Annotated in this window: 12 protein-coding genes; 11 read left to right on the top strand and 1 reads right to left on the bottom strand. The window is 35.6% G+C overall.

Features of this window, described 5'->3' with window-relative positions:
* Positions 1–90 precede the first annotated feature (90 nt).
* The 11 genes from VB776_RS12845 to VB776_RS12795 all read left to right on the top strand — a co-directional run bounded on the left by VB776_RS12845 (position 91) and on the right by VB776_RS12795 (position 16,009).
* Positions 91–975, top strand: coding sequence for a formylglycine-generating enzyme family protein (locus VB776_RS12845; protein WP_407653826.1), 885 nt, complete (start codon positions 91–93; stop codon positions 973–975).
* Between the two features lie 417 nt (positions 976–1,392).
* Positions 1,393–2,307: a hypothetical protein gene (locus VB776_RS12840; protein WP_323330259.1), complete on the top strand. Its 915-nt coding sequence runs from the start codon at positions 1,393–1,395 to the stop codon at positions 2,305–2,307.
* A 226-nt stretch (positions 2,308–2,533) separates the two neighbouring features.
* Positions 2,534–2,707 carry a hypothetical protein gene (locus tag VB776_RS12835; RefSeq protein ID WP_323330257.1) on the top strand — a complete coding sequence of 58 codons (174 nt, stop codon included), beginning with the start codon at positions 2,534–2,536 and terminating at the stop codon, positions 2,705–2,707.
* A 143-nt stretch (positions 2,708–2,850) separates the two neighbouring features.
* A complete protein-coding gene (locus VB776_RS12830; RefSeq protein WP_323330256.1) occupies positions 2,851–3,756 on the top strand; it encodes a sterol desaturase family protein in 906 nt (301 codons plus the stop codon).
* Between the two features lie 28 nt (positions 3,757–3,784).
* Positions 3,785–4,495 carry a rhodanese-like domain-containing protein gene (locus VB776_RS12825; protein ID WP_323330254.1) on the top strand — a complete coding sequence of 237 codons (711 nt, stop codon included), beginning with the start codon at positions 3,785–3,787 and terminating at the stop codon, positions 4,493–4,495.
* Between the two features lie 141 nt (positions 4,496–4,636).
* The gene (locus VB776_RS12820; RefSeq protein WP_323330252.1) at positions 4,637–7,693 is read left to right on the top strand and encodes a SusC/RagA family TonB-linked outer membrane protein; all 3,057 of its coding nucleotides are present in this window, start codon (positions 4,637–4,639) and stop codon (positions 7,691–7,693) included.
* An 87-nt stretch (positions 7,694–7,780) separates the two neighbouring features.
* Positions 7,781–9,349, top strand: coding sequence for a RagB/SusD family nutrient uptake outer membrane protein (locus tag VB776_RS12815; RefSeq protein ID WP_323330250.1), 1,569 nt, complete (start codon positions 7,781–7,783; stop codon positions 9,347–9,349).
* Between the two features lie 85 nt (positions 9,350–9,434).
* A complete protein-coding gene (locus VB776_RS12810) occupies positions 9,435–11,741 on the top strand; it encodes a sulfatase-like hydrolase/transferase (RefSeq protein ID WP_323330248.1) in 2,307 nt (768 codons plus the stop codon).
* 361 nt (positions 11,742–12,102) lie between these two features.
* Positions 12,103–12,225, top strand: coding sequence for a hypothetical protein (locus VB776_RS12805; RefSeq protein ID WP_323330246.1), 123 nt, complete (start codon positions 12,103–12,105; stop codon positions 12,223–12,225).
* Between the two features lie 12 nt (positions 12,226–12,237).
* Positions 12,238–12,918 carry a hypothetical protein gene (locus VB776_RS12800; RefSeq protein ID WP_323330244.1) on the top strand — a complete coding sequence of 227 codons (681 nt, stop codon included), beginning with the start codon at positions 12,238–12,240 and terminating at the stop codon, positions 12,916–12,918.
* Positions 12,919–13,441: 523 nt separating this feature from the next.
* Positions 13,442–16,009 carry a TonB-dependent receptor gene (locus VB776_RS12795; protein ID WP_323330242.1) on the top strand — a complete coding sequence of 856 codons (2,568 nt, stop codon included), beginning with the start codon at positions 13,442–13,444 and terminating at the stop codon, positions 16,007–16,009.
* A 464-nt stretch (positions 16,010–16,473) separates the two neighbouring features.
* On the opposite strand, the gene VB776_RS12790 is transcribed toward VB776_RS12795, so the two are convergent.
* Positions 16,474–17,427 (bottom strand): SGNH/GDSL hydrolase family protein, encoded by a 954-nt coding sequence (locus VB776_RS12790; RefSeq protein WP_323330240.1) that lies wholly within the window; start codon positions 17,425–17,427, stop codon positions 16,474–16,476.
* Between the last annotated feature and the right edge of the window lie 9 nt (positions 17,428–17,436).

Here is a 17,436-nt window from a genome sequence, read left to right as displayed (position 1 = left end):
TGTAAAGTAAAAAGTCCAACTTTTGTTAAAAATAAATTCGCTACTGATAAAACAAATATTGTTGCTAACAAAGGTGGAAAGCTACAAAACATGGTGGAAATTCCCGCTGGCACTTTTATAATGGGAAGTGATGAGTATCCAGATGCACAGCCTAAACATCCTGTAACTGTTAAAGCTTTTTTGATGGATGAACATGAAGTGACAAATGCTGAGTTTACACAATTTGTAAAAGCAACGGGTTATAAAACTGTAGCCGAGCGGCCACTTAATCCAGCAGATTATCCGGGCGTACCTATCGAAAATTTAGTACCGGGTTCAGCAGTATTTACTCCGCCCACTGGAAATGTAGGTTTGAACAATCATTTACAATGGTGGAAATATGTAGCAGGAGCTAATTGGCAACATCCAAAAGGGCCAAAAAGTACTATTAAAGGACATGAAAATGAACCCGTCGTACAAGTTTGTTACCAAGATGCCGTGGCCTATGCAAAATGGGCTGGGAAACGTTTACCTACTGAAGCAGAATGGGAATTTGCTGCAAGAGGTGGAAGAACTTCGGGAAGATATTATTGGGGAAATACCTTAAAGCCTAATAATAAATGGGTTGCGAATATTTTTCAAGGTAATTTTCCAAGTGGAAATACGGTGGAAGATGGCTATAAAGAACTTGCTCCTACTAAAACTTTCCCGAAAAATCCTTATGGTTTGTTCGATATGGATGGCAATGTTTGGGAGTGGTGTAGCGATTTGTATCGTACTGATTATTATAAAAGTAGTCCGAAACTTAATCCAAAAGGACCTAGTTCAAGCTATGACCCTGAAGAACCTAATGTAGAAAAACATGTGCAAAGAGGCGGTTCTTTTTTATGTAGTGACCAATACTGTGTGCGATATGTGGCTGGAAGTAGAGGAAAAGGAGAAACCAGCAGTGCCAGTAATAATTTAGGATTCAGATGTGTGAAAGATAAAAACTAATTTTCAATTAGCCTTGATTTTCAGCAAATTGACAAAAAATATACAATAATTTGCTGAAAACATTTGGATAATCAAAAACAATAAGCCATCTTTGTCTATCGAAATTATAGACTTTTAATTTCTTCGTAATCATCTTGTTAGCCACCAACAAAGTATGATTGCCTAGTTTACCGTAACATTTAATTAAGCGTTAACAAAATGGAATGCTCAAAAAATAATGGTCACGACTTCACATTCAAGGTGGTTCAATCTCTTGCGTCATTTTCTTGCTGTTGCTGTCGATAGCCAAAATCTCAACCCAATTATTAAATCTTATTTAGGCTAAATACTTTTTATGCTTTGCCATGAAGCTTAAAGTATTGTCACGCTTATCCCTTACAATTATTTACATGTTTTTAAACGTAAACATATCAAAAAATGAAAGCTAAACTAACAGGACTTTTTCTTTTATTAGGAGCAGTAGCAAGTAATGCTCAAAACAGCAAAGTAAGTTTAAGCGGCACACGCTTTACTTATCCCCTTATCGAAAAATGGATTACTGAGTATAAAAAAACATATCCTAAAGCGGATGTACAATTAGCAAGCAATGCAGGTGAATCTGTTACCATTCAGATTATTGCCTACCGTGCTGAACCAACTGCTTTTGGAAATGATAAACAAATCATACCCGTAAGCCGATTTGCATTATTACCAGTTGGAAACGAAAAAAATCCTTTAGCAGAAAAAGCCATTAAAAAAGGCGTTAAAAAAGAAGAACTGAAAAAGTATTTCTTGGAAGATCCTGAAGATGCCTTGGAACAAGACAAAGACGCTGCAAAATACCAAATTTACACTCGTGCCAGCAAAGTTTGTTCTTCCATCTCATTTGCTAGTTACTTAGGCGATGATGCTGAGAATATTGTTGGAAAAGGAATTACTGGCGACGACAAAAATCTTTTAGAAGCCATTAAACGTGACCCACTAGGAATTACGTATAATAACTTAGGTTACTTGTATAATTTACAAACTCGTGAGCCATTGAAGGACTTTGCTATCTTTCCTATCGACCTTAACAGCAACGGGAAATTAGATAAAGACGAGCAAATTTATGGCAATTTAGACCAATTGATTTCTTTCCTAGAAAAGAACCCTACTAACAAAGCGATTCCAACAGAAAACGTTTATTTCATTACTAACAGAAATGCTGAAAATGAAGAACTAAAACGATTTGTTTCATGGACTCAACACGAAGGACAAGCTTTTGTAAAAGATTTAGGCTTTGTTGGTTTAGGCGAAGTAAATGACAACAAAAGTGCTTATGTGGAATCTAATACGTTAAAAAATAAAAATTAATCCTTTCCAACTTACCTGATGCTGTTTCATCAATCTTTAGCCTATAGATTGATGAAACAAAACCTAAAATTATAATCAATAATGACGCTTCAAGATTTTAGCACAATTGGGAAAAAAGTACTTATCAGTATCCTAGTATTTATCATTCCCGTTTCTATCCTTACAGGTGGAATCCTGTTGGTAGAACATTTATTAAATTAATCTTTCCTAACCAAACGTTATTAAGATGACCTTAGAAAAAAGTCTAGCTCGGAAAATCTTTCGAGACGCATTTGTCAGTCTATTTATTTACGCACTTCCAGTATTTTTACTCTGGGGATGGTTTTATTATAAAGGCGAAAAACCTTGGCTCAATAAAGTAAAACCGTCTCAAAATACTTCAGCAAAAGCAAGCGAATAATAGCTTTACTTACGATATTTTTTATAAAAAACATGATGGTCAGTTCCATATTTCTTGTAGCTAGTAAATATTCTCACCTTTTTAGTCTATTTAAAACTATAAACATAAAGTACTAATTTATTTACCTTAAACAGAAAATCAAAATGGTGCATTTTATCGAAGAAATCTTTAAAAATTTAAACGGCTGGGGACTCACAGCATTAACCTTTATACTAGGCTTTGCTGAATTTTCATTGGGTCTTTATGGCAAAAAGTGGAATAACAACGAAAAGCTATTAGACATTGCTTGTTATACAATACCAAAATTAGTGGTTGGTCCATTTGTAGCTCATTTCGGCTTGAAAGTATTGCCTTTTATTTTACCACATGCAAAAAACGAATTTACTTGGATTCCATTTATTTTTGGGGCATTAATCATCGCAATTTATGATGACTTGACACAATATTGGTATCATCGTTTACATCACCAAGTACCGTTTATGTGGCGTTTCCACCGTACTCATCATTCGGCACCGTACATGGGTATGGCGATGGCATCAAGACAAAACATTATTTATACACTTTTCTTTTCACAGTCGTATGTAACTACCGTTTTGGTGTATTTAGGTTTGGGTTATCCAGCATTATTTGTAAAAGGTTTGAAGTCTTTGATTACGAAATTGGCACATTCAAGTATTAAATGGGATAAACCTTTTTACGAAAACAAATGGTTGCATCCAATTGCGTGGGTTTTAGAACGTACTATTTCAACCCCAGCAACACACCATGCTCATCATGCAGATTCTACTGATGATGGTGTAGGGCATTACAAAGGAAATTTTGGAAATATGTTCTTTTTATGGGACATTATTTTTGGTACAGCCTTGATTACCAGACAGTATCCAGTAGCTTATGGTATTAAAAATTATAAAGGCGAAGAATGGTATGCACAGTTATTGTGGCCAATCTTTAAATCCAAAAAAGATGGCAGTGAATTGTCAGCCAATGGTCCAGAAGTAGCAGACGAAGACGATGAAGTAGAACCTCAAATTGCTTTACAATACGCTTAACCCAGACAATATTTTAAAATTTACAATTATGATTAAGTCATTAAAATATATCCTTGGAGCATTAATATTGAGTACTTCAGTATTTGCTCAGACGAGTGATGTTGACAAAAAGAACTGGATTTCAGCAGATATTTTTGCTGAAAAAATTCAGAAACAACAAAAAGCACAAATTATTGATGCTAGAAGTGCCGAAGAGTTTGCACAAAATCATATCAATGGAGCGGTCAATCTGAATCCTCAAGATGCTTCATTCATTGAAAAACTCAATCCTGCACAGCCTGTTTTTGTCTATTCAATCGCAAATGGCAGAAGTGTTGCTTTTGCAAAAGAATTAGCAACAAAAGGTTTCAACGAAGTATATGTACTTGATGGTGGAATCGGTACTTGGGTTGGACATGGAAAAGCACTTTTTACAACTGCTAAAAAAGGCTTGAACATTAATGATTTTAACAACATTGTTGCTTCTAATAAATTGGTTTTAGTAGATGTAGGTTCTAAATATTGTGGTTCTTGTAAAAAAGTAAAAACCATTTTAGAAAGCCTAAAAAAAGAACATGGTGATGCTTTAAAAGTGGTAGAAATCGAATTAGAAGAAAGCCCACAATTAATTGCATCCTTGAAAAGAGTTACCTCATTTCCATACTTGATTCTTTATAAAGATGGAAAAGTAACTTTTGAGAAAAGTGGAATTGCTGAATTGAAAGGTGTTTTGGATACTGCTTTGGCACAAGCCCTGTAGTATTTTCTCTATCATCGAATAGAATGAAACTGTTCTATTCGATGATTATTCTAATCACAAAAAATCCCTATAATCCTTGCTGTTTACTTCTATTCTGAGTTTTAGAATGAAGATATAGTATATATAATCCATAGAATTAACATGAATAATAAATTACTTAAATTAATCTTTATGTTGGCTTTGGCATTTGTTTCCTTGAAAACCAGTGCCCAACAACTTACAGGAAAAATCATTGATTCAAGAACAAAAGAACCCATTATTGGTGCAGCCATTGCCATAAAAGGAACTTCAATAGGCGTAACAACAGATGTAAACGGAAAATTTACGTTAAAAACTAGTCAAAAACCTCCTTTTACTATTCTAGCTACTTTTGTTGGGTATAAAAAGAAAGAAATTGAAATTATAGAATTTGAAAACCTTAGTATTTCATTAATTGAATCAAAAGGTCAGCGTTTGGATGAAGTAATCGTAGTAGGTTATGGTACTCAAAAAAGAAGCGATATTACAGGTTCAATAGCTTCAGTACCTTTAGAAATCAAAGCACAACCTGTTGCTTCGGTTGAACGTCTTTTACAAGGTTCAGTAGCTGGGGCGATTGTTACACAAACTTCTGGTCAGCCTGGTGGTGGAGTAAGTGTACAGATTCGTGGGAATAACTCAATTACAGCAGGTTCAGATCCATTGTATGTAATCGACGGATTTCCAATCAATAACGATTATTCTTTGAATGATGCTGGTGTGACAAATGGTTCAAAAATCAACCCTTTATCTTCAATCAATACGGCTGATATTGAATCAATTGATGTATTGAAAGATGCTTCGGCAACAGCGATTTACGGTTCACGTGGTGCAAATGGCGTTGTGATTGTTACAACTAAAAACGGTACAAAAGGAAAATCTTCTATCAACTATGATGCTTATTATGGTGTACAAGAAGTAATCAGAACTTTACCTGTTTTGAATGCAAAAGACTGGTGGTCATTGAGAAAAGATGCTGCTAAAAACTCCGGAAAAACAACTTCATTACCATCAGTAACAGGTTATTCTTTGGATACTTCTGGTGTTGGAACAGACTGGCAAGCAGCAGCTTTTAGAAAAGCGGCTATTCAAAGTCATAGTTTATCGATACTTTCGGGTTCAGATAAAACACGATTATCAATTTCTGGAAACTACTTTAAACAAAACGGAGTCCTTCAAAATACAGATTTCGTTCGTTATTCTGGTAGATTTGGATTAGACCACGATTACAGCAAAAACTTTAAAATTACTTCAAATATTTCTGTAAGTAATATCAAATCACAAGTAGCACCTGCGGCAATTGTTGGAAACTTATTATTAACACCTCCTGCTTTGCCGATTTATAAAGATGATGGTACTTTCGTAGTAAACAGTCCTTTTGAATCAAGTTTACAAAACCCAATAAACTCTTTATACAATCAATTAAACGAAACAATTACGAACCGTATTTTAGGAAACGTAGCAGGAGAATATACTTTAACAGATGGTTTAAAAGCGAAAGTATTAATCGGTATTGATATTGTTGATAATAAGCAAAACCGTTATTTACCAAGTAGTACTGCTGAAGGTTTAGCCCTTGCTGGCGATGCAATTGTTGGTACAGTATTTACAAGTAACTGGCTGAATGAAAACACATTAAGCTATGATAAAGAACTTGATGCTAAGAATAAAATCAATGCTGTAATCGGTTTTACTGCACAACAATCAAAAGCAAAAGGTACTGTGGCTGAAGCGGCAGGTTTTGCTACAGATGCGTTTTCTTATAATAATTTAGGAACAGGAATTACTGCAAGAACACCAAGTTCATTGGCTAGTGCATGGTCTTTAGCTTCTTATTTAGGAAGAGTAAACTATGTTCACGATGATAAATATTTATTGACATTGACATTGCGTGCGGATGGTTCTTCAAGATTTGGTGATGGTAATAAATGGGGATACTTCCCTTCTGCTGCCTTTGGCTGGAATATTAGTAATGAAAAATTCTTCCAAGATATTAAAAATGTAAGTAGTCTTAAATTGCGTTTAAGTGCTGGTTCGACAGGTAATCAAAACATTCCTTCGTATCAATCATTATCACAATTAAGCTATTTTAGATATAACTTCTCGAATACAACGGTTTCAGGTTATGCACCAAATTCAGTACCGAATCCGAACTTAGGATGGGAAAAAACGTTTCAAATTGATGGTGGAATTGACGTCGGTCTTTTCAATAATAGAATCACTCTTGTGGCTGATTATTACTACAAAAAGACGACTGATTTATTGTTGACAAGAACTGTTCCGGGTACTTCTGGTTTATCAGATTTTTACAACGGACAAGCTTCTGTCGTTTACCAAAACATCGGAGCAGTAGCCAATCAAGGCTTTGAATTATTCATCAATTCACACAATATTGATAGCGATTTAAAATGGAATACTACTTTGGTATATTCAAATAACAGCAATAAAATTTTAGATTTAGGTGAAGGTGTTGATCAAATTATTCCTTCAATTTCATCTCCTTCAATTGCTAAAGTAGGTTATCCATTAGGTTCATTTATTGTGTATCAAACAGATGGTGTGATTCAATCGGGCGATGCAGCACTTACTCCGCAAGCTAACAAAAGTCCTGGTGGACAAAAATACAAAGATATCAATGGAGATGGCGTAATTACGCAAGCAGGCGATAGAGTTGTGATTTCAAATCAGCCAGCTTTTACAGCAGGTTTAACTAATACTTTCAATTACAAAGGATTCGATTTAGCCGTTTTCTTCCAAGCATCAATTGGTGGTAAAATTTATAATGCCAACAGAGCAAACCTTGAATTAGGTACGGGTTATACCAACAGCTCATCTGACTTATTAAACAGATGGACGCCAACGAATACAAACACAGATGTAAAAGCGGCGTATCAAGATCCTGCCATTACCATTTCTGACCGTTTTATTGAAGATGCTACTTACTATCGTTTGAAAAATGTTTCTTTAGGATATACCATTCCTTCGAAAATTGTGAAGAAAGCAAATATCAAAAGTTTGAGAATCTATGTATCGGCACAAAATGCACTTACTTGGACAAACTACACAGGTTATGATCCAGAAGTAAGTTTGAATGGACAATCTTTAATCAATAAAGGTATCGACCAAGGTGTATATCCAAACAATAAATCTTATCAAGTAGGCTTATCTGTATCATTCTAAAAATGCTGTAAGCAATAAGCTTTAGGCAATAGGCAAACAAACAAAAGCCTAAAGCCTACTGCTTACAGCCTAATGCAATTAAATCCCATGAAATTATTAAAATATATCGCCCTTGCAAGTATTGGATTTTCAGCTACTTCTTGCGAGTCATTCTTAAAAGAAAAACCTGAATCAATTATTTCAGAAGAACAATTTTATAAAACCCAGACAGATGCCATCAATGCGGTAAACGCTGTTTATTTCTTATTAAATTCTGGAGGAAGTACTGTGCAAACTCCCTACAATACTTTGTTCAACACAGGAATGAATTTTGCAGGCGATGATGAAGACCCAGGGCCAGGAGCAACTAATTCAGATGTACGTTCATTGGCAGTATTAGCACATTCATCTGCTAATTTGAGGGTGTATGAATTATGGCAACAACATTATGCTGCCATTAAAAAAGCAAACGTAGCTTTAGAAAAAATTCCAACAATTGAATTTGATGCAACACTTAAAAACAGATTATTAGGCGAAACCAAATTCCTGAGAGCTTTATATTATTTCAATTTAGTCCGTTTATACGGCGACGTTCCTTTGATTACAAGCTACCAAAAGTATGTTAATGCAAACGATTATGCCATTGCGAAATCTCCTTCAACTGCTGTTTATCAGCAAATTGAAAAAGATTTGACAGAAGCAGCGAGCGTTTTACCTAATACTTATGCTTCGCCAGATGTTGGACGTGCTACTTCTGGTGCAGCAAAAGCACTTTTAGCGAAAGTATATTTAACCAAAGCTTCTTTCCCTTTGAATCTTACACAACATTATGCTGATGCTATTAAAAAAGCGGAAGAAGTATTATCGCCAGCCGATGGCGGAACAGGTGCTTATGGTTATGATTTATTTGCAAATTATGCGGATGTATTTTTACCAGCTACCAAAAATGGTAAAGAACATATTTTCTCTGCACAGTTTAAATCAAATTCAATTGGACAAGGGAATAACCAAAACCCACGTTCTATCTTAACATCAATTCCGGGATTAACAGGTTCTTATGCTGATATGGTGCGTTTTTACACGGTTGGAAATGATAAATTCTTTAGCGTTTATAAATTATACCAGCCAAGCGACAAAAGAAAAAGAGTAACATTTGTAACAAGTTTCACGAGTCCTTCAAATGGTAGAAAGTACGCTTTACCGATTGTCAATACGGCTGTTCCCAATGATTCAACGCCATTTTTCAATAAAACTTGGGACCCTAATTCTTTATCGCCAACCAACGAATCGGCTGCCAATGTTGCCATCATTCGTTATGCAGAAGTATTGTTAATTCACGCAGAAGCTGAAAATGAATTGAATGGACCAACGACAAAAGCCTATAAATCATTGAACAAAGTAAGAAACAGAGCAGGCTTGCCCAACCTTGCAGAAGGTCTAAGCAAAGACCAATTCCGTGAAGCTTTATATCTTGATCGTCGTTTAGAATTAGTATTCGAATACCAACGGTGGTTTGATTTGATTCGTCAAAAAGATGCTACAGGAAAGAGTTCTTTCGTGGCAAATTTACACAAAGTAGGCAAAACCAATGCAACCGACAAACATAGATTATACCCAATTCCACAGTCAGAAATTGATAATAATCCATTGTTAGAGCAAAATACACTTTGGAAGTAATGATGAATGAGTGAATTATATCACACAAGAGGCTACGAAAAATTCAAAACTCACTCAATCACTAACTCACAATTATAAAAGTATTATGATGATTCACAAAAAAACAAAACAGTTTTCAAAACTAACTGCTTCGCTGGCATTCACTGGACTATTATCTAGTTTAAGTATTTTTGCCCAACACGACCCAACAAAACCTTTTCAAGGAAAATTAGGTAAAACATTTGCCGAAACCCAAGAATCATGGGGACAACATTATGCCAAAGCTCCCAAAAACGCCCCCAATGTGGTGTGGATATTATTAGATGACGTAGGTTTTGGTGCAATCAGTACTTATGGTGGTTTAATCAAAACACCTACTTTGGATAGCTTGGCTAACAACGGTTTGCGTTATACCAATTTTCACACAACGGCTATTTGTTCGCCTACTCGTGCGGCTTTGTTGACGGGTCGCAATTCGCATTCGGTTCACATGGGACTTTTTCCGCAAACTGGCGGTGGAACGCCCGGTTATGACGGCTATATGCCTTTTGAAAAAGCAACCATTGCCGAAATTTTACGTGAAAATGGTTATAATACCTATGCCGTTGGTAAATGGCATTTGACTCCCGCCAAAGATGCTACACCTATTGGGCCCTTCAATCGCTGGCCAACGGGTAGAGGTTTCGACCATTACTACGGCTTCTTGAGTGGATCAACCGACCAATATAATCCTGTGGTTTGGGAAGATACCAAAAAAGTAATTCCAGAAAAAGGTAAATTATTCAGTACCCAAATGGCAGACAAAGCCATCAATTTGATTGCCGAACAAAAATCACTTGCTCCCGAAAAACCCTTTTTCTTATACTTTACTCCCGGTGCTGGTCACGAACCGCACCAAGTGGATAAATATTGGAGCGACCAATACAAAGGCAAATTCGACTTTGGTTGGGACAAATACCGTGAAATCGTTATCGAAAATCAAAAACGTTTGGGCGTAATTCCTAAAGACGCTGTGTTGCCAGAACGTGGACCAGGGCTGAAAGCTTGGGATGCCTTATCGGCTGATGAAAAGAAATTATATGCTAAATTTTTTGAAGTATATGCTGGTTTCTTAACGCACATCGACTTTGAAATTGGAAGAGTTATCAATTTCTTGAAAGAAAGTGGTCAGTTAGAAAATACCCTTGTGATTGTCTCGGTTGGCGACAACGGAGCAAGTAAAGAAGGAACATTTGAAGGAAGAGCCCATCGTAATTTCGACCCAGATTTAACGCCAGAACAACGTTTGAAGAAGAACTTGGCATTGATTGACCAAATTGGTACAGAATATTCAAGTCCAAATTATCCTTTGGGTTGGGCTCAAGCAACCAATACGCCTTTCAAACATTGGAAACAAGATGCCAACTCTGAGGGCGGTACGCACAACCCTTTGATTATTTTCTGGCCAAAAGGCATCAAAGACAAAGGCGGTATTCGTAACCAATATACACACTTGATTGATATTTTACCGACAACCGTTGAACTGACGGGCGTAAAAGTAGCAACGGTAATTAACGGTTATCCGCAAGAACCCATCGAAGGCACAAGTTTGGCGTATAGCATTGATAATCCGACGCTTCCTTCTCGCCATACCGTGCAACACTACGAAATCATGGGTTCTCGTTCGATTTATAAAGACGGTTGGAAAGCAGGTACTTTACACGTGAAAAAACAGCCTTTCGACAAAGACGTTTGGGAATTGTACAACCTCAACGAAGACTTTAACGAGCGTAATAATTTGGCAGAAAAGCATCCAGAAAAATTACAAGAATTGAAAGAATTGTTTGATGCACAAGCTTGGAAGTACAATGTTTATCCATTGAAAGATGGTACTGGTTCTGTCCCTGCTCCATCGCCAACGATTTTCGACAACCGCAAACAATTGGTTTTGTATCCGCAAACCTCACAGATTTTTGAAGGCACTGCACCAAAATTGGGCGGTCGTTCACTAAGTATTAAGGCTGATGTTGTTGTACCCGAAAAAGGTGCAGACGGAGTATTATTGGCTATTGGTGGTAGAGCAGGTGGATTAAGTTTGTATGTCCAGAAAAACCAATTATGGTTTACCTACAATAATGGCGATGAAAAAGTTTATGCTACTTCGAGCGATGTAATAAAAGCAGGTAAAAATTCACTAAAAGTAGATTTTAACTACGAAGGAACTGAAAACGTAAACAACGCTCCCGCCACAGCTATTTTGTACATCAATGATAAAAAAGTAAGCGAAGTAAAAGTAAAAAGAACCTTGCCAACGGTAGGTTTCTACGAAAGTATTGAAGTAGGGAAAGACCAAGTAACAGCTGTAACCGAAAAATATACTGTTCCATTTACTTATTCAGGAAGAATCAATCATGTAACGATTGATTTGAAGTAAAATAGCAAAAAAATAGGCATGAAAGAGATTTTAAGTAGTTGAGCAAAAATAATCGTGTTGATGAATTACCCTTTATTAGCTTGTCCTTCTAAATAACGCAGGATGAAATACCTGAAAATATTTGTTTAACTACTTAAAACCTTCCCTAAGTCTATAAATAATACAATATGGCATTTTTCAAGAAGAAAATCATTAAAAATAGGCTTACTGATACTCTGTGTTTTAGGCTTTGGGATTGTGTATTTATTTAGTACAATCAATACTAACTTGTACTTTTGTCAAGGCTGATGAAACCGCTTTGGTTCAGTAGAAAAGTGGGTTCAAAGCCAGAAAAGACAAAGGCTGCAATAATTTGGTGAGTTTGGCGTATGAACATAGATTGCGTCACGTAAAAAAGGATGATGAAACCAAAACTTCTCCAGCCTTATTAGTAGAAATTACAGACGCTTTAAAAGCTTTTATTCGTACAACGTTAGAACCATAATCAGTCTTTTTTATGAAAAATTTCAGTAAAGCATTCCTTTCGATTTTATTTTTATTGACTTACTCAAAGGCAATTTCTCAATCTATTCCTTTGAAAATCAGCAATTTTACTCCTTATGGCGTGAGTATTAAAAATGATACTTTTAAAGGAAAAGAAGCTTTAGTACTCGAACAATCAAAAGTAACAGACAGCAACCAAAAATATACTTTTGCCCGTTTGAATGATTTGGATTTTCATAATGGTACAATTGAACTTTCTATCACGGGGGAGTTAAATAAAAATCCTATTGAAGGTGCAAGAGGTTTTGTTGGACTTGCTTTTAGGGTAAAAGCGGATACTTCGCAGTACGAAATTTTTTATATACGCCCAACCAACGGCAGAGCTAACGACCAAGTTCGTAGAAATCATGCCACACAGTACGTTTCATATCCTCATTTTCCTTGGGAAAAACTCAGAAAAGAATTTCCTGAAAAATATGAAGCTTATGCCGATTTGGAAGTGGGCGAATGGACTAAAATTAAAATCGTTGTTAAAGACGAAACGGCACAATTGTATGTAAATGGAGCAAATCAGCCTACTTTAATTGTCAATGATTTAAAACAAGGCAAAGACCTTCGAGGAAGTATTGGGCTTTGGTTGGATATTAGTACGGTTGCTCATTTTACAGATTTAAAAATCACCAAAATAGATTAATCCTCCGTCTATGTTCAGCTTGTAGAGAGGCTGTTGCAGGAATTTCACCATACTTATTCAATAGAACTAACGTCATTCACAACAAGATTCATAGGGCTGATTCCACCTTTAGCCATCTTCCGGCTACAGCCATTGGTAATCCAGATTTATTCAAGAAAAAACAACAAAATATACTCAACAAAAGCATAGAGACTCAAGCAAATAATCAGAAAAAACAATTTCATAAATTAAACTCACTTAAATTCAATCGTTAAAATTGTACATAAGTTTATTAATCTTTAGATTATATTAAAATAATTCAAATATAGAATTGTATTTTTAAATGATTATTCCATATAGTATATCATTTATATATACTATATAGAATAAAATACTTAACTTGCACTCATTATCGAAAATGAAAATATAATTTGAGGTCTTAGAAATACCATTCTAGGATTTTTTTTAAGGAATTTAGTCTATAAATATTATAGATTTAATTCCTAAAATAAACACAAGAACAATATAAAATATCTATCACTCGATGAAACAAATTTTCAAATCAACCTTGCTAATCTTGGCAATAATATTACCTTTTTTAACATCAGCTCAGGATAAGCCAATTATCAATGCTACTATTTCAGGTAAAGTAATTGATTCAAAAACAAATGACTTAATCATTGGAGCATCAGTAGTAATTAAAGGAACAACTAACGGTGCTTCTACAGATGCCAATGGAGAGTTTTCGCTGATTACAGGACAAAAATTGCCATTTACTTTGGTAGTATCCTTTGTTGGTTATCAGAAAAAAGAAGTTGTAATCAATACCAATAAAGTAGAAATTTCTATTGAAGAAAGTACTAACGAACTTTCTGATGTGGTAGTTACTTCAAGACGTCGCCAAGAATCAATCCAAGATATTCCAATTCCAATCGCTGTTATTAGTGGTGCAAAAGCAGAAGATGCTGGTGCGTTTAACCCTAACCGTTTGAAAGAATTAATTCCATCAGTGCAATTATATTCTTCAAATGGGAGAAACACAACATTAAATATTCGTGGATTAGGCTCATCGTTTGGGCTTACTAACGATGGTATTGACCCAGGCGTTGGATTCTATGTTGATGGAGTTTATTATGCAAGACCTGCGGCAACAGCTATCGACTTTGTTGATGTAGATCGTATCGAAGTACTTCGTGGTCCACAAGGTACGCTTTTCGGTAAAAATACTACTGCTGGTGCTTTTAATATCACAACAAGAGCCCCAAGCTTTACGCCGGGAGCAACTTTTGAAACAAGCTATGGTAATTTGAATTATATCCAAGCAAAAGCTTCTATCACAGGGCCAATCAGTAAAACTTTAGCAGCAAGAGTTTCATTCTCTGGAACACAAAGAGATGGAACAATTTTTAATACTACAACTTTAAAACCAACAAACTCACTAAATAACTTAGGTTTTAGAGCACAGTTACTTTATACGCCATCTGAAAATGTAAATATTACTTTTGCAGGTGATAATGCTCGCCAAAGACCCGATGGAAATGCAACAGTTGTGGCTGGTGTAGTAACGACAAAACGTGCGGCTTATCGCCAATTCAATGCAATTATTGCTGATTTGGGGTATAAATTACCTACAACAAATCCTTTCGACAGAATTACAGATGCGGATTCTCCGTGGAGAGTAAACAACGATTTTGGTGGAGCTTCCATCAATGTTAATGCTAAAATTGGTAAAGGAACACTTACTTCAACAACTGCATGGCGTTATTGGATTTGGGATCCATCAAATGACAGAGATTTTATTGGTTTACCAGTATTGACAAAATCTCAAGGAAATTCACGACATGACCAATGGACACAAGAGATTCGTTATGCTGGACAATTTTCTGAAAGATTGAGCGGTGTTTTTGGAGTATTTTTGATTGACCAACTTTTAACATCTGACCCAGTTCAAACAGAAGAATCAGGTTCTGCACAGTGGAGATTCTCACAAAGTTCAACTTCTTCTTTATGGAAAACACCTGGTTTATTTGATGGTTTTGGTACAAAAACAACTTCAAGACTTAAAACTTTAGGTGCTGCTGTATTTAGCCAAGTTGACTGGTCAATCACTGAAAAATTACATTTATTACCGGGTCTTCGTTTCAACTACGATAAAAAAGATGTGGATTACAAACGTGAAACTTACGGCGGTTTACAAACAACTGACCCAGCTTTATTAGCCTTGAAAAATGGTGTTTATACAAATCAAGCGTTTAATTTTAGTGTAAACGAAAACAATTTGTCTGGACAAGTAACATTGGCATACAAACCAAGTAAATCTTTGAACGTTTTTGCTACTTATGCAAATAGTTATAAGCCAGTTGGCGTAAACCTTGGTGGACTTCCAACTGCTAATGGAGCCGTTTTGATTGATTTAGCCAAAGTAAAACCTGAATTTGTAACACATTATGAATTAGGTGTAAAAACAAGACCAACATCTCAAACGTCTTTAAATGTAACCATTTATAATACTGAAATTAAAGATTACCAAACGCAAGTTCAAACGGCTGAAGTTGGTGTAAATAGAGGTTATTTAGCGAATGCTGAAAAAGTAAGAGTAAAAGGTGTTGAAGTTGACGGAAGTATTAGAGTAGGCAGTCATTTTTCATTCAATGGAGCGGTTTCATATACAGATGGAAAATATGTTTCATTTAAAAATGCACCAGTTCCGTTAGAAGAAACAGGCGGAGAATCAGCTTTTAAAGATGTTTCTGGGGGCGATTTACCAGGAATTTCTAAATGGGCAGGCTCATTAGGAGGAGAATTCACAACAGCTGGAAAATTTATGACTTTGAAAGGAAATTATTTTATTGCACTTGATTCTTATGCTCGTACAACGTTCTCATCAAGTGCTTCGCCATCTAAATTTTTGAATATTGAAGGTTACAATATCGTTAATGGTAGAATTGGCTTCCGTGCTTCAAATGGACTTTCGGTATTAATTTGGGGTAGAAATATCTTGAACAAAGATTATTTCGAACAATTATTACCAGCAGCAGGAAATGCAGGACATTACGCTGCTGTATTAGGTGACCCAGCTACTTATGGTGTAACGCTTCGTTTCACTTTCTAAAATCATTGAATAAATTTAAAAAGCCTATGAGTTTTAAGCTGAATTGCTGAAAAATTCATAGGCTTTTATTTTCATTTAAACAGAGGCTTAAATATTTATCTTCTTCGAGATTGTAATAATATTCAATATTAAGGTATCTAAGAAATCTCTTTCAGCATCATTATAAATTTGATTGAATAAACCATCTCTAAGAGATTTGAAAAAGTAAATGATTTTGGCAATCGTACTTTTTCCAGTAGCCTGTTCTCCAATCAGAATTAATACTTTTTTTATTTCTATTTCTGCTGTGTCAATCGCACTGAAATTTTTGTTTGTTGTGCTATTTTTTCAACATAAGAGAGAGTCTGAAATAATCAGACACAAAATAAGCGTGGATAACGATTTAATTACTGTATTATGTACTGATATTTGACAAATGTAAGAATACTTTGATTACTTTATGAAGTAAAACAGCATTAACGACTTTACCTCACCATTTCCCGAATCTGTACTTCCAATTCCGCTGCTTTCGTTTGTGCTTCTTCCAATGGTAAACCTTTATTCATTTCTGGACGTGAATGTCCGATATTTGTTAGCCAAGCATCTTTTAAAATATTTTGTCTTTCGGTAATCAGTTTCATAAAAGCATCTGGGTTTTCAATGTTCGTAAGCGTTGCCTGAATCGTTCCTGCTTTGATGATTTCTTTTGCTCCCAAGTGCATCAAAATGCTTTTTGCCATAATCCAATGTCCTGCTTCGGCTGGATGAATACCATCATTTGCTAATGTAAAATTGCTTTCAATACCGATTCTTTGGTCTAATCTACGATGTGCGTCTAATACTCTTTGCATCGGATAATGTACATCTATTACTTCCCATTTTACCGTTTTTACTTGACTCAACAACCAATCTGAATACGCATCCAATACATCTGAATAGCCTATTTTCTTACCTCTTGCTTCATCATAAATTGGGGGCGTAAGGTGAATAATTTTTGCTCCAGAAGCCACAACTTTGTCGTGTAACCATTGAATACCATCTTTGAATTTCTGAAATCGGACTAAATCTAAAGGCAAATAAATGCCGTCGTTCATGCCGTAAGAGGCAAAAACCAAATCGGGTTTTGTTTTGGCTAATACTCTTGATAGCCGTTCGTGTAAATCTGGTCGGGGAAATCTTCCGTCGGCATGCCCCTCTTCCGACAATCCCGAAACGGTTTCACTGGGCAAACCTACATTGATAAATTCAATCTTTTGATTAGGAAAATGTGCGATACAATAAGCCTCAATGTCATTGACATAATTGCCTGCATAAGTAATGCTATTGCCTAGAAACAATACTTTTTTTACCTCTGGTTTAAACAATGGCTGTGGTGCTACTTGTGCAAAAGCGATGGATGCTGCTAAAATAAGGAATAGAGAAAAAATACTTTTTTTCATGTTTGGGTT

Origin of the sequence: Arcicella gelida (assembly GCF_034931025.1) — a bacterium.
Taxonomy (GTDB): domain Bacteria; phylum Bacteroidota; class Bacteroidia; order Cytophagales; family Spirosomataceae; genus Arcicella; species Arcicella gelida.
The sequence above is the reverse complement of the archived record's forward strand: the minus strand, read 5'-3'. Positions and strand labels throughout refer to the sequence as shown.

What these genes read in the sequence shown, in the direction of transcription:
- VB776_RS12815 (WP_323330250.1), top strand. Translation starts at nt 7,781, where the DNA reads ATGAAATTATTAAAATATATCGCCCTTGCAAGTATTGGATTTTCAGCT.
- VB776_RS12810 (WP_323330248.1), top strand. Translation starts at nt 9,435, where the DNA reads ATGATGATTCACAAAAAAACAAAACAGTTTTCAAAACTAACTGCTTCG.
- VB776_RS12795 (WP_323330242.1), top strand. Translation starts at nt 13,442, where the DNA reads ATGAAACAAATTTTCAAATCAACCTTGCTAATCTTGGCAATAATATTA.
- VB776_RS12845 (WP_407653826.1), top strand. Translation starts at nt 91, where the DNA reads ATGGTGGAAATTCCCGCTGGCACTTTTATAATGGGAAGTGATGAGTAT.
- VB776_RS12840 (WP_323330259.1), top strand. Translation starts at nt 1,393, where the DNA reads ATGAAAGCTAAACTAACAGGACTTTTTCTTTTATTAGGAGCAGTAGCA.
- VB776_RS12800 (WP_323330244.1), top strand. Translation starts at nt 12,238, where the DNA reads ATGAAAAATTTCAGTAAAGCATTCCTTTCGATTTTATTTTTATTGACT.
- VB776_RS12830 (WP_323330256.1), top strand. Translation starts at nt 2,851, where the DNA reads ATGGTGCATTTTATCGAAGAAATCTTTAAAAATTTAAACGGCTGGGGA.
- VB776_RS12835 (WP_323330257.1), top strand. Translation starts at nt 2,534, where the DNA reads ATGACCTTAGAAAAAAGTCTAGCTCGGAAAATCTTTCGAGACGCATTT.
- VB776_RS12825 (WP_323330254.1), top strand. Translation starts at nt 3,785, where the DNA reads ATGATTAAGTCATTAAAATATATCCTTGGAGCATTAATATTGAGTACT.
- VB776_RS12790 (WP_323330240.1), bottom strand. Translation starts at nt 17,427, where the DNA reads ATGAAAAAAAGTATTTTTTCTCTATTCCTTATTTTAGCAGCATCCATC.
- VB776_RS12820 (WP_323330252.1), top strand. Translation starts at nt 4,637, where the DNA reads ATGAATAATAAATTACTTAAATTAATCTTTATGTTGGCTTTGGCATTT.